This window comes from Streptococcus downei MFe28 (genome assembly GCF_900459175.1).
Classification (GTDB): Bacteria; Bacillota; Bacilli; order Lactobacillales; family Streptococcaceae; genus Streptococcus; species Streptococcus downei.
Genome location: NZ_UHFA01000002.1, coordinates 445,554 through 458,915 on the forward strand (window position 1 = coordinate 445,554; position 13,362 = coordinate 458,915).

Consider the following 13,362-nt stretch of genomic DNA (forward strand, 5'->3'; position numbering starts at 1 on the left):
GGGTATGTTAAAATTTAGGAGAACAAAAAGGGAAGGCGAACATTTTCATGAAAAAAGAACTCATTTACACCGGTAAAGCCAAGGATATTTACACGACAGAGGATGAGAATGAGATTGTATCGGTCTACAAGGACCAAGCGACCATGCTCAATGGGGCTCGCAAGGAGACCATCAAGGGCAAGGGCGTGCTGAACAATCAAATCTCATCCTTAATTTTTGAGAAATTAAATGCGGCTGGTGTGGCCACTCACTTTGTCAAGCAGTTGTCAGAAACAGAACAGCTCAATAAGAAGGTTAAAATTATTCCTTTGGAAGTGGTTTTACGCAACTATACGGCAGGTTCTTTTGCCAAGCGTTTCGGTCTGGAAGAGGGCATCAAGTTTGAGACGCCGATTGTTGAGTTTTACTATAAAAATGATGAGCTGGATGATCCCTTTATCAATGATGAGCACGTCAAGTTTTTGGATATTGCCGATGATCAGCAGATTGCCTTTCTTAAGGAAGAAACCCGGCGGATCAACGGTCTTTTGAGCGACTGGTTTAGCCAAATTGGTCTCAAGTTGATTGATTTCAAGTTGGAATTTGGCTTCGACAAAGATGGCCAAATTATTTTGGCGGATGAATTTTCACCAGACAACTGTCGCCTTTGGGACAAGGATGGCCACCACATGGACAAGGATGTCTTTCGTCGTGATTTGGGCAATCTGACCGATGTCTACGAAGTTGTTTTGGAAAAATTGCAAGGAGCAAAGACATCAAACCACTAAAGTGGCAGATGTCTAATGGCAATCGTTATGGCGATTGCCTAGCTCTCTCACTAACTCAGATAAAATAGCCTTATCGACTATTTTATCTGAGTGTCGCAAGGTCAGACATTACCGAAGAACAGCAAAGTGAGCTGACGAGGGATTTTTTGATTCTTCAAGAGTATAAGTTAGGAAATTTAATACAAAGGAATTAATCATGGATAAGCGAATTTTTGTGGAGAAGAAGGCCGACTTTCAGGTTAAGGCGACGTCTCTTGTCAAGGAATTGACCCATAATTTACAGTTGTCGAGCTTGAAAACCTTACGTCTGGTTCAGGTCTACGATGTTTTTAACCTTCCAGCAGACCTTTTGGAAAAGGCTCAGGCTCACATTTTTTCTGAACGGGTGACCGATCAGGTCTTGGATCAGGCAGACCTAAATAAGGACCTGCAGGCTTCTGCCTTCTTTGCTATTGAGGCCTTGCCTGGTCAGTTTGACCAAAGGGCAGCCAGTGCCAAGGAAGCCCTCTTGCTACTGGGAGGCGGCTCAGATGTTGAGGTCAATACGGCCCAGCTCTACTTGGTCAATCAGGACATTGCGGCGGATGAATTGGAAGCTCTCAAGACTTATTTGCTCAATCCTGTTGATTCTCGTTTTAAGGATATTAGTCAACCCCTAGCTCCGCAGGCCTTTGCAAATTCTGATAAGACCATTCCCAACCTCGATTTCTTTGCGACTTACTCGGCTGAAGACTTCAAGGCTTATAAGGCCCAAGAAGGCCTGGCCATGGAAGTGGATGACCTGGTTTTCATTCAGGACTACTTTAAAAAATTGGGGCGGGTGCCAACGGAAACCGAGCTCAAGGTCTTGGATACTTATTGGTCTGACCACTGTCGTCACACGACCTTTGAGACAGAGCTTAGAAACCTGGATTTCTCCCAGTCCAAATTTCAGGAGCAATTGCAGGCAACCTATGATAAGTATTTGGCTATGCGGCAGGAATTGGGGCGTGAGGACAAGCCTCAAACTCTGATGGATATGGCGACCATTTTTGGTCGTTATGAGCGGGCCAATGGTCGTTTGGATGATATGGAAGTTTCTGATGAGATTAATGCCTGCTCGGTAGAAATTGAAGTTGATGTCAATGGTGTCAAAGAGCCCTGGCTCCTCATGTTCAAGAATGAAACCCACAATCACCCGACAGAAATTGAGCCTTTTGGTGGGGCGGCAACCTGTATCGGTGGTGCTATTCGTGACCCGCTTTCAGGTCGTTCCTACGTTTATCAGGCCATGCGGATTTCAGGAGCTGGTGATATTACGACCCCGATTGCTGAAACTAGGGCTGGGAAGTTACCGCAACAGGTTATTTCCAAAACGGCTGCCCATGGTTATTCCTCCTATGGGAATCAAATTGGCCTAGCCACGACCTACGTCAAGGAATACTTCCACCCAGGCTTTGTCGCTAAGCGCATGGAGCTGGGGGCAGTTGTTGGTGCAGCACCTAAGGAAAATGTTGTCCGTGAAAAGCCTGAGCCTGGCGATGTTGTCATCTTGCTAGGTGGTAAAACGGGGCGTGATGGTGTCGGTGGTGCGACAGGATCTTCCAAGGTTCAAACCGTGGAATCTGTAGAAACTGCTGGTGCAGAAGTGCAAAAGGGGAATGCCCTTGAAGAGCGCAAGATTCAACGCCTTTTCCGCAAGAAGGAAGTAACCCGCCTGATTAAGAAGTCCAACGACTTTGGGGCTGGTGGTGTCTGTGTCGCTATCGGCGAGTTGGCAGATGGTCTGGAAATAGACCTGGATAAGGTACCACTTAAGTATGCAGGCCTGAATGGTACCGAAATTGCTATCTCTGAGAGTCAAGAGCGGATGGCAGTTGTGGTTCGGCCAGAAGATGTGGATAACTTCATCGCCCAAGCAGCTAAGGAAAATATCCAAGCCGTCCTTGTAGCGACAGTAACGGATAAACCAAACTTGGTCATGACCTGGAATGGGGAAACCATTGTTGATATTGAACGGTCCTTCCTTGATACCAACGGTGTTCGGGTTGTGGTTGATGCCAAGGTTGTGGATAAGGACTTGGATCTGCCAGAAGTTCGTCGGACTTCGCCAGCTAGTCTGGAAGCTGATACCTTGGCTGTCCTTTCCGACCTCAATCACACTAGTCAAAAGGGCCTACAGACTATCTTTGATAGCTCGGTTGGTCGCTCAACCGTCAATCATCCCCTAGGTGGTCGCTACCAAGTAACTCCTACTGAAAGCTCTGTGCAAAAGTTGCCGGTCGAACATGGGGTGACCAAGACGGCTTCGGTAATGGCTCAGGGCTATAACCCTTACCTGGCTGAATGGTCCCCTTACCACGGAGCAGGCTACGCAGTCATCGAAGCCACTGCTCGCCTAGTAGCGACGGGTGCGGATTGGTCCAAGGCGCGTTTCTCCTATCAAGAGTACTTCGAGCGGATGGACAAGCAGGCTGAGCGCTTCGGTCAACCGCTGGCAGCTCTCTTAGGGTCCATTGAAGCTCAGACCCAATTAGGCTTGCCTTCTATCGGTGGTAAGGACTCCATGTCTGGGACCTTTGAAGAATTGACCGTTCCTCCCACCTTGGTGGCCTTCGGTGTAACGACCGCTAATAGTGATGCGGTTCTCTCCCCAGAATTCAAGGCGGCTGGTGAAAATATCTACTACCTTCCTGGTCAGGCCCTCAGCCAAACCATTGATTTCGACCTGATTAAGGGCAATTTTGAAAAATTTGCGGACCTGCAAAAGCAATACAGGATCACAGCAGCCTCGGCTGTCAAATACGGTGGCCTGATGGAAAGCCTAGCCTTGATGACTTTTGGCAATCATATCGGGGTTGACGTCCAAGTTGACAACCTTGACACTAGCTTGACAGGACAGTTGGGCGGCTTTGTCTTTAGCTCTCCTGACGAGATTGACGGATTTGTCAAGCTGGGTCAAACCAATTCAGACTTTAGACTGCTTGTCAATGATGTCAACCTATCTGGAGAAAAGCTCCTAGCAGCCTTCGAAGGCAAACTTGAAGAAGTTTACCCGACAGAATTTAAGCAAGCAGAAGAGCTCCAAGGGGTGCCAGCTGTCTTGACAGACTTTGTCAAAACAGCGAAGACTCAAGTGGACAAACCTCTGGTTTACATTCCAGTCTTTCCTGGGACCAATTCCGAATACGACTCGGCCAAGGCCTTTGAGGCTGCGGGCGCTCAGGTTGAGCTTGTACCCTTTGTGACCCTGGATGCAGCTGCGATTGCGGCTTCGGTTGACACCATGGTTGACAAGATTGACAAGGCCAATATTATCTTCTTCGCTGGTGGCTTCTCAGCTGCCGACGAACCAGACGGCTCCGCTAAGTTTATTGTCAATATCCTGCTCAACCAAAAGGTTCGCCGAGCTATCGATGCCTTCATAGATCGAGGGGGTCTCATCATCGGTATCTGTAATGGTTTCCAAGCCCTGGTTAAATCTGGCCTGCTTCCTTATGGTAATTTTGAAGAGGCTGGTGAAACTAGCCCAACCCTCTTTTACAACGATGCCAACCAACACGTGGCTAAGATGGTGGAAACTCGTGTTGCCAATACTAATTCACCTTGGTTGGCAGGTATTGAGGTCGGTGATATTCATGCCATTCCTGTTTCCCACGGGGAAGGAAAGTTCGTGGTCAGCGGCCAAGAGTTCAAGGAACTGCGAGATAATGGTCAAATTTGGAGCCAGTATGTTGACTTTGATGGCCAGCCAAGCATGGACTCTAAATACAATCCAAATGGCTCAAGTCATGCGATTGAAGGCATTACTAGCAAGAATGGTCAAATCATTGGTAAGATGGGACACTCGGAGCGGTGGGAAGCTGGACTTTTCCAAAACATCCCAGGTAACAAGGATCAAAAACTCTTTGAGTCAGCAGTCCGCTACTTTACTGGTAAGTAGGAGTGTAGAGCTAGAGTTCTCTTGGTCTGGTCGGCCTTAGCCAAATCGATTGGGGCAAAGGCTGATGGATTCTAGGAGCCTTGCTTGCATGCGTGCTAACTCAGAAAAAATGTCAAAACAAGACAATGTTAGGTAAAACAATGACATACGAAGTAAAATCTTTAAATGAAGAATGTGGAATTTTTGGGATTTGGGGCCATCCCCAAGCCGCCCAAGTGACCTATTTCGGTCTCCACAGTCTTCAACATCGAGGACAGGAAGGGGCTGGAATTCTAGTCAATAATGGGGGCGATCTTAAACGTCACCGCGATGTTGGCTTGGTTTCGGAAGTTTTTAAAAATCCTGCAGACCTTGCTAAACTAGAGGGAAATAGTGCTATCGGCCATGTCCGTTATGCGACGGCTGGTGAAGCGACCATTGACAATATCCAACCCTTTCATTTTCGCTTTCACGATGGCCATTTGGGTCTGGCCCACAATGGGAATCTGACCAATGCCCAGACCTTGAGGGCTGAACTGGAGGATAAGGGGGCGATTTTTTCCAGCACATCGGATAGCGAAATCATCATGCACCTGATTCGCCACAGCCGAAAGAGCAACTTTATTGACAAGGTCAAGGAGGCGCTCAATAGGGTTAAGGGGGGCTTTGCCTACCTGCTCATGGCTGAGGGTAAGTTGATTGCTGCCTTGGATCCTAACGGATTTCGGCCTCTCTCCATCGGTAAGATGAAAAATGGAGCCTGGGTGGTTTCTAGCGAGACCTGTGCCTTTGAGGTGGTCGGTGCTGAATGGGTGCAGGATGTCGAACCGGGTCAGCTAGTCATTATTGATGACAGCGGGATTGAATTTGACACCTACACGACAGATACCCAGCTGGCCATCTGCTCCATGGAATACATCTACTTTGCTCGGCCGGACTCGACCATTCACGGGGTCAACGTGCATACAGCCCGCAAGAACATGGGCCGCAGGCTGGCCCAGGAATTCGAGCATCAAGCCGATATTGTGGTTGGAGTGCCCAATTCCTCCCTCTCAGCAGCCATGGGCTTCGCCGAAGAATCTGGCTTGCCTAATGAAATGGGGCTGATTAAAAATCAATACACCCAGCGGACCTTCATTCAACCGACCCAAGAATTGCGCGAGCAAGGGGTCAGAATGAAACTTTCAGCCGTCTCTGGCGTCGTTAAGGACAAGCGGGTGGTCATGATTGATGACTCCATCGTTCGGGGAACGACCAGTCGACGGATTGTCCAACTCCTGCGAGAAGCAGGGGCTAAGGAGGTCCACGTGGCCATCGGTAGTCCTGAGCTCAAGTATCCCTGCTTTTATGGGATTGATATCCAGAGTCGCCGAGAATTGATTTCGGCCAACCACGATGTGGAGGAGGTTCGTCAAATTATCGGGGCCGATAGCCTGACCTACCTGTCCAAGGAAGGCCTGATTGAGTCGGTCGGTCTGGACACAGATGCCCCTAATGGTGGCCTCTGTGTGGCCTATTTTGATGGCGATTATCCGACTCCCCTCTATGACTATGAGGAACGCTACCTCCAAAGCCTTAAAGAGAAGACCTCCTTCTTTAGAAACTAGGCGTTTGGTCTTGCCAGTTTTTCAGCTCCTTTAGAGCTGGACAGTTCAAAATGCTTTTATAGAAGGTGGCTGGGGGAAAGCCCCTAAGAGTTTTCTTGGCTCTTAGATGAAACCTTAAAAGAGAAAATTCATTCCCTACTGAATAATAGAAAAAAGGAAAATCTTATGTCTAAAAATGCTTATGCCCAATCGGGTGTTGATGTCGAAGCCGGCTACGAGGTTGTCGAGCGGATTAAAAAACATGTGGCTAGGACCGAACGCCTCGGTGTCATGGGAGCCCTGGGTGGCTTTGGTGGCATGTTTGACTTGAGCCAAACGGGTGTCAAGGAGCCGGTCTTGATTTCTGGAACAGACGGTGTGGGCACCAAGCTAATGCTGGCCATCAAGTACGACAAGCACGATACCATTGGTCAGGATTGTGTGGCCATGTGTGTCAATGACATCATCGCTGCTGGAGCAGAGCCCCTCTATTTCCTCGACTATGTGGCGACTGGTAAAAACGAACCGGCCAAACTGGAGCAGGTTGTCGCTGGCGTGGCCGAAGGCTGTGTCCAAGCCGGTGCTGCCCTGATTGGCGGCGAAACGGCTGAGATGCCTGGCATGTATGGCCCAGATGACTATGACCTGGCTGGTTTTGCGGTTGGTATTGCCGAAAAATCCCAAATTATTGATGGCACAAAGGTGCAGGCTGGCGATGTCCTCTTGGGTCTGGCTTCCTCAGGTATTCATTCCAATGGCTATTCCTTGGTTCGCAAGGTTTTCGTCGATTATACAGGTGACGAAGTTCTGCCGGAATTGGAAGGCAAGCCCCTCAAGGAAGTCCTGCTTGAGCCAACACGGATTTATGTCAAGGCTGTTCTGCCTTTGGTTAAGGAAGGTCTGGTCAACGGCATTGCCCACATCACCGGTGGTGGTTTTGTGGAAAATGTTCCTCGTATGTTTGGCGACCATTTGGCAGCTGAAATTGAGGAAGCCAAGGTACCAGTTCTGCCAATCTTCAAGGCCTTAGAAAAATATGGCCAAATCAAACACCAAGAAATGTTTGAAATCTTCAACATGGGCATCGGTCTCATGCTGGCCGTCAGTCCTGACAAGGTTGAACGGGTCAAGGAATTCTTGAACGAGCCTGTCTACGAACTGGGGCGGATTGTCGAGAAGGCTGACGCTAGCGTGGTGATTAAATAATGGCCAAAAAGATTGCAGTTTTCGCTTCGGGTAACGGCTCCAATTTTCAGGTCATCGCGGAAAATTTCCCTGTAGACCTGCTCTTTAGTGACCATCGGGATGCCCATGTTCTTGAACGGGCGAAAAAGCTGGGCGTGGCCAGTTTCGCTTTTGAGCTCAAGGAATTTGCCAGCAAAGCTGACTACGAGCAGGCTCTGGTTGACCTCCTGGTCGAGCACCAGATTGACCTAGTTGTCCTGGCGGGTTATATGAAAATTATTGGCCCGACCTTGCTTGCAGCCTATGAGGGGCGGATTATCAATATCCACCCAGCCTACCTACCTGAATTTCCTGGTGCTCACGGTATCGAAGATGCCTGGAATGCAGGCGTTGACCAGTCGGGGGTGACCGTGCACTATGTAGATAGCAGTGTCGATACTGGCCAAGTCATTCAGCAAGTTCGTGTTCCCCGCCTAGCTGATGACACCATCGAAAGCTTCGAAGCTAGAATTCATGAACAGGAGTACCAACTCTACCCCCAGGTCTTAGAAAGCCTTGGAGTGGAGAGGAAATGATGAATGATAACGAATTAGATGGTTATAAACTTTTTTTTGAAAAAGTCTTTCCAAGTATGTCTGATACAGATATTTTAAATGAGCTGTGGAATTTTGCAAATACTTCGCTTCATAAAATTGAGTATCCAGAGGCAGAGGAAGCTTGGAAAGATTTAAAACAGTCAATTGATGAAAGAAGTAAAGGCATAAACAAGCGAGGCAATACTGTTTATGTTCGTACATTTGGTAATAAGAAAGATAGAGAATCTGAAGAATTGCTGAGGTGTTTTTATAAGCACGTTTATGGTATTGACTTTATTAAAATAGATAAAAGCAATAACCAAAAGCCAACTTCTGTTTTACAAAAATACACGGACTATAGTAAAAAGAATAGTAATAAGAAAAAGAAATTAGTAAATTACCAAATATCACATATATTTGGTAAAACACTTAATTGCTACGCATTCGCTGCCCCATGGAATGTCATCTATTTGCCCAAAATTTTAGATCCACTTACTGGCCATGAAAGCAAAGGTATTTTCACTAGAGAATTCACAAAAAAACTACAAAAAATGATGCTCGAAAATTATAAGGACATGATTGTAGAATACAATGAAAAAATGGAATATACTTTTATGGACAAAATTAAGAGTTTTAAGTTTCAAAAGGAAGGTTTAATCACTGAATTTGGGAAAGATAGAGTGGAAAAATTTTTTGGCGAAATAGATAAAAACTTTTCAAAAATTGAACTACCAAAGGAGAAATCATGACAAAACGTGCACTGATTAGTGTTTCAGATAAAACTGGCATTGTCGAATTTGCCACAGCCCTTAAAGACCTAGGTTGGGAAATTATCTCAACCGGTGGGACTAAGAAGGCCTTGGACCAGGCAGGTCTTGCCACCATTGCTATTGACGATGTGACAGGCTTCCCAGAAATGATGGACGGCCGGGTCAAGACCCTTCATCCAGCTATTCACGGTGGCCTTTTGGCCCGTCGCGACTTGGACAGCCATCTTGAAGCTGCAAAGGCCAATGGTATTGAGCTGATTGATTTGGTGGTGGTTAACCTCTATCCTTTCAAGGAAACCATTCTCAAACCTGATGTGACCTATGCCGATGCTGTGGAAAATATCGACATCGGTGGACCATCTATGTTGCGCTCAGCAGCTAAAAATCACGCCAGCGTGACCGTGGTTGTGGATCCGGCTGATTATGATAAGGTTTTGGAAGAATTGCAAGCAGATGGGGAAACCACTTACCCAACCAGACAGGCCCTGGCTGCCAAGGTTTATCGCCATACGGCTGCCTATGATGCCTTGATTGCAGACTACTTCACCAAGCAAGTTGGCGAAAGCAAGCCGGAAAAGCTGACCCTCACCTACGACCTCAAACAGGCCATGCGTTATGGGGAAAATCCCCAACAGGATGCGGATTTCTACCAAAAGGGTCTGCCAACCGATTACTCTATCGCTTCTGCCAAGCAACTCAATGGGAAGGAACTTTCCTTCAATAATATCCGTGATGCCGATGCAGCCATTCGGATTATTCGCGACTTCAAGGACCGTCCAACGGTTGTGGCCCTCAAGCATATGAATCCTTGTGGAATCGGTCAGGCTGATGATATTGAGACCGCCTGGGATTACGCCTTTGAGGCTGACTCAGTTTCTATCTTTGGCGGAATCGTTGTTCTCAACCGCCAGGTCGATGCAGCGACCGCTAAGAAGATGCACGCCATTTTCTTGGAAATCATCATCGCCCCAAGCTATTCTCCAGAAGCCTTGGAAATCTTGACCACCAAGAAGAAAAATCTGCGGATTTTGGAGCTAGCATTTGATGCTCAAGACCAAAGTGAAGTCGAAGCGGAATACACGGGCGTGGTCGGTGGCCTGCTGGTGCAAAATCAAGACACCATCAAGGAAAATCCAGCCGACTGGCAGGTCGTAACCGAGCGCCAACCTAGCCAACAAGAAAAAGAGGCCCTGGAATTCGCTTGGAAGGCCATCAAGTATGTCAAGTCCAACGGGATTCTGGTGGCCAATGACCACATGACCCTGGGTGTCGGCCCTGGTCAAACCAATCGGGTCGGTGCAGTCAAGATTGCCCTGGAACATGCCGCGGGTCGTCTGGAGGGAGCCGTCCTAGCCAGCGATGCCTTCTTCCCCTTTGCCGATAATGTGGAAGAAATCGCAGCCAGCGGTATCAAGGCCATCGTTCAACCAGGTGGCTCCATCCGTGACCAAGAAGTCATTGACGCCGCCAACAAGCATGGCCTGACCATGGTCTTCACCGGCGTTCGCCACTTTAGACATTGATGAAAAGGGGAGTAGAACAAACTCGGTAAGGTTTGACTCTAGAGTTAGCTCACCCATAATGGTGTTTGCCGTTAATCATCAACTGCTGCATAAAATTGTTTATTGATAAAAGAAGAGATTGGAGTTTTCCCCAATCTCTTCTTTTATCGTCATTTTAATGCAATCGGTCCAGTGCTGAGTGTTTTGTAGGTCTAATTTTCATGTCACCGCATCCGTTTGCTGGCATTGAGGGCTAATCTGGTGATTTCCTCAACGCCCATTTCTGGGTAGTCCTCCCGCAGCCATTCATCTAGGATACTGTAGAGGCCACCCACCAGATAGCGACTGTCGTAGAGTAGTTGCTTTTGGTCTTGCTTGGCGGGATGCCAAGGGGCTGTCTTGATAATATCTCGGAATCTTGGCAGGGACTTGTAAAACTGGTTGGGAACCAGGCCCAGCAAATTCGCCTCTTGTAAAACCTTCATTCGTTCGGCTTCTCTGGTCCAATAGCCGATGAAAAAGCGGATAAGGTCTTCAGGACTTGCAAGTTCTATGGTCTGGATCTGTCTAAAGTAATCGTCCATCAAGCGGTCGATATAAGCCCTTAGAACCTGCTCCTTGGACCTGTAGTAGCGGTAAAAGGTTCGTCGTGAAACCTGAGCATGCTCGCTGAGTTCAGCGATACTGATGGCCTTGAGTGATTTTCTAATAGCCAATAAGTCAAACAGGGCTTCCTCAATTTCTTGCTTAATGTCTAATGGCATCATCTCATCTCCTTTGCTTGCTGGCAGCTGTCACACTTTGCTGCAAACTGTGTCAAATGCTTTAAACCTCTTGTTTTTGCCGGGTCATTTTTCTATACTACAGTCAACTTATTTCTATTATAAGTTAATTTAGTTCAAGTAAAGGAGAAAAAATGTCTTTAATTATGACCTACTGGTTTCTACCAATTTTATTTATTATCCATGATTTTGAGGAAATCATCATGATGCCCTTGTGGAAACAACGAGAAGCTCACAAATTGGAAAAATTCAAGATCCGTTTCTTTGGTGCTGTCACGGATGGCTCAGCATTTTCTATTGGGGTGCTGGAGGAATTGCTCCTTCTAGTACTGGTTGCTCTCTATTGTCAGGCCAGTGGGAATCAACTTTTTTATCTAGCTGTTCTAGCGGGATACAGTCTCCATTTTATTCCCCACTATCTTATCTGTTTTAGCTTTAAGGGTTATGTCCCAGGTGTCGTCACTGCTCTCATAGAATTACCCTTGGTAATCCCTATGCTGCTTCATTATGGACAGGCGGTAACAAGCCCTGGGCTATTTCTTCTCTACCTAGTGATAGTGGTGCCCCTCATTTTCCTTAATGTTATTTGGCTCCACGGCCTCATGCCAAAAATTCAAGTTTTCTTTGAACAGTACAAGCAGGGGCCAAGCGACTAAACCTGCTATCAGACAGAGTCTCGTCCGAGAGGTCGGGTCTTTTTGTTAGCTGTTTTTTAATCCTGCTACCCAACAGAAGCTTCCCCCCAGCCAGTAAAAGTTAATATTTTTAGGCGATTCAAAACAGGGGGGTGGTTTAGTTGCAAATGTTACTAACTAGTACTGTGTAACGAATATTACAGCCAGACTAATCTTTTGTTAAAGTGAGCCGATGGGATGGATTTTCCAAAAATCTATGATAGGATGGATACCGTATTGAAAAATATATTGAGAGTGACGGCTGATTTAGCCGAAGATTTTGTTTAAAATAAGAAGGGACTATAACATGAAACTCAACAAGAAAATGCTACTAGCCTCAACCCTTGCCTTATCTGTCTTTGCAGCAACTCAAGTGCAAGCTGAAGAAGCAAATGCCAACCAAAACTGGACACCTCGTTCAGTTGAAGAAGTTAAGGCTGACTTGGCTAACCAAGGTGATACCACAACTTATACCGTTAAATCGGGCGATACCCTCAGCACGATTGCTCAAGCAATGGGGATCGATGTTAACGTTTTTGCCAAGGTTAATGCCATTGCTGATGTCAATGTGATTTACCCTGATACAGTCATCACAGCTACCTACGATGCTAACCACAATGCTACTGGCGTGACCATTCAAGCGGCCGATCAATCAGCACCGCAAGCTTCTGTTGACCTGTCTAACAACCAAGTAACCGTTGGTGATACAACCACATCCTTAGATGCCATCGAAACACCTGCTTCTAGCGAAGCTCCAGCTACTGATAATAGCCAAGCAATGCCAGCTCCTGAGGCGCCGGCATCTGAAGGAGCCCAAACCTCTGAAGTAAGTGATCAAGCTGCAGCAACATCAGAAGTAGCTGACCAAGGTCAAGCGCAATCAGCAACAGCTGAACAAGCTGCACCAGTAGCGGACCAAGGCCAAGGAGCCCAAGCCGCTCCTCAAGCCGATAATCAAACAAACGACCAATCAGCAAGTTCAGAAATGCCAGCTGCTTCATCAGAAGACAATCAATCTGAGGCTCCAGTAACAGCATCTGAGAGTCAGGCTCAGGCAGTAGAAGCAACTCCAGTCGAAGCTGATTCGGTTCAAGCGGCCCAAGCCCCTGCAGCTCAAGAAGCAGAGCAACCGTCAGCAACCGAGCAAGCGGCGCCACAAAATTCTAACGTTAACACAGACGGCCTGCAACCATCAGCTGCTAACTTCGCTAATGATGTTGCCAACAAATATGGCACTACTGATATCTACGGCGTTCGTCAAGGAGATTCCGGTGACCACGGTTCCGGTAATGCCGTTGACGTTATGACTTACGACAACACCCAACTCGGTCAAGAAGTCGCTGATTACGCCACTTCAAATATGGAAGCTAATAACATCTCTTACGTGATTTATCAGCAAAAATTCTATGCTCCAACTGATAACAAATACGGACCAGCTTATACTTGGAATGAAATGCCAGACCGCGGGGATGCCACAGCCAACCACATGGACCACGTCCACGTTTCATTTAATAACTAAGTCTAATTTATCGCTAAAAGATAGACAGAACACCCAGCCAGTCGCTTGGGTGTTTTTGATATATTGAGAACGGGATGATGCGAGTGCTTGTAATCTTATGG

The 13,362-nt window shown here is 47.1% G+C and carries 10 protein-coding genes; 9 read left to right on the forward strand and 1 reads right to left on the reverse strand.

The window, feature by feature from the left end; genetic code table 11:
• Window positions 1–47 precede the first annotated feature (47 nt).
• From purC to purH, 7 genes are all read left to right on the forward strand, one after another.
• Window positions 48–767 (forward strand): phosphoribosylaminoimidazolesuccinocarboxamide synthase, encoded by a 720-nt coding sequence (gene purC / locus DYE66_RS02095; protein WP_002996204.1) that lies wholly within the window; start codon window positions 48–50, stop codon window positions 765–767.
• A 196-nt stretch (window positions 768–963) separates the two neighbouring features.
• Window positions 964–4,689, forward strand: a complete 3,726-nt coding sequence (locus DYE66_RS02100; protein ID WP_115324837.1) for a phosphoribosylformylglycinamidine synthase — start codon at window positions 964–966, stop codon at window positions 4,687–4,689.
• A gap of 140 nt (window positions 4,690–4,829) precedes the next feature.
• Entirely contained in the window at window positions 4,830–6,275 is a 1,446-nt protein-coding gene (gene purF / locus DYE66_RS02105; RefSeq protein ID WP_002996056.1) for an amidophosphoribosyltransferase, read from the forward strand.
• A gap of 165 nt (window positions 6,276–6,440) precedes the next feature.
• Complete coding sequence (purM, locus tag DYE66_RS02110) at window positions 6,441–7,460, forward strand: phosphoribosylformylglycinamidine cyclo-ligase (RefSeq protein ID WP_002996189.1); 1,020 nt, start codon at window positions 6,441–6,443, stop codon at window positions 7,458–7,460.
• A complete protein-coding gene (gene purN / locus DYE66_RS02115) occupies window positions 7,460–8,014 on the forward strand; it encodes a phosphoribosylglycinamide formyltransferase (protein ID WP_002996067.1) in 555 nt (184 codons plus the stop codon). The genes purM and purN overlap by 1 nt, the downstream gene beginning before the upstream one ends.
• Window positions 8,011–8,763 carry a hypothetical protein gene (locus DYE66_RS11160; protein WP_019789041.1) on the forward strand — a complete coding sequence of 251 codons (753 nt, stop codon included), beginning with the start codon at window positions 8,011–8,013 and terminating at the stop codon, window positions 8,761–8,763. The genes purN and DYE66_RS11160 overlap by 4 nt, the downstream gene beginning before the upstream one ends.
• A complete protein-coding gene (gene purH / locus DYE66_RS02125) occupies window positions 8,760–10,307 on the forward strand; it encodes a bifunctional phosphoribosylaminoimidazolecarboxamide formyltransferase/IMP cyclohydrolase (protein WP_002996206.1) in 1,548 nt (515 codons plus the stop codon). The genes DYE66_RS11160 and purH overlap by 4 nt, the downstream gene beginning before the upstream one ends.
• A gap of 203 nt (window positions 10,308–10,510) precedes the next feature.
• Here the strand turns inward: purH and DYE66_RS02130 are convergent, their stop codons facing one another.
• Complete coding sequence (locus DYE66_RS02130; protein ID WP_002959581.1) at window positions 10,511–11,050, reverse strand: TetR/AcrR family transcriptional regulator; 540 nt, start codon at window positions 11,048–11,050, stop codon at window positions 10,511–10,513.
• Window positions 11,051–11,202: 152 nt separating this feature from the next.
• On the opposite strand from DYE66_RS02130, the gene DYE66_RS02135 reads away from it, so the two are divergent.
• Window positions 11,203–11,724: an HXXEE domain-containing protein gene (locus tag DYE66_RS02135; protein ID WP_002996358.1), complete on the forward strand. Its 522-nt coding sequence runs from the start codon at window positions 11,203–11,205 to the stop codon at window positions 11,722–11,724.
• Between the two features lie 325 nt (window positions 11,725–12,049).
• A complete protein-coding gene (locus DYE66_RS02140) occupies window positions 12,050–13,261 on the forward strand; it encodes a LysM peptidoglycan-binding domain-containing protein (RefSeq protein ID WP_115324839.1) in 1,212 nt (403 codons plus the stop codon).
• The last annotated feature ends 101 nt before the right edge of the window (window positions 13,262–13,362 follow it).

Bases quoted from the DNA above. Each gene is read 5' to 3' on its own strand.
- purC (WP_002996204.1), top strand. From the start codon at position 48: ATGAAAAAAGAACTCATTTACACCGGTAAAGCCAAGGATATTTACACG.
- DYE66_RS02100 (WP_115324837.1), top strand. From the start codon at position 964: ATGGATAAGCGAATTTTTGTGGAGAAGAAGGCCGACTTTCAGGTTAAG.
- purF (WP_002996056.1), top strand. From the start codon at position 4,830: ATGACATACGAAGTAAAATCTTTAAATGAAGAATGTGGAATTTTTGGG.
- purM (WP_002996189.1), top strand. From the start codon at position 6,441: ATGTCTAAAAATGCTTATGCCCAATCGGGTGTTGATGTCGAAGCCGGC.
- purN (WP_002996067.1), top strand. From the start codon at position 7,460: ATGGCCAAAAAGATTGCAGTTTTCGCTTCGGGTAACGGCTCCAATTTT.
- DYE66_RS11160 (WP_019789041.1), top strand. From the start codon at position 8,011: ATGATGAATGATAACGAATTAGATGGTTATAAACTTTTTTTTGAAAAA.
- purH (WP_002996206.1), top strand. From the start codon at position 8,760: ATGACAAAACGTGCACTGATTAGTGTTTCAGATAAAACTGGCATTGTC.
- DYE66_RS02130 (WP_002959581.1), bottom strand. From the start codon at position 11,050: ATGCCATTAGACATTAAGCAAGAAATTGAGGAAGCCCTGTTTGACTTA.
- DYE66_RS02135 (WP_002996358.1), top strand. From the start codon at position 11,203: ATGTCTTTAATTATGACCTACTGGTTTCTACCAATTTTATTTATTATC.
- DYE66_RS02140 (WP_115324839.1), top strand. From the start codon at position 12,050: ATGAAACTCAACAAGAAAATGCTACTAGCCTCAACCCTTGCCTTATCT.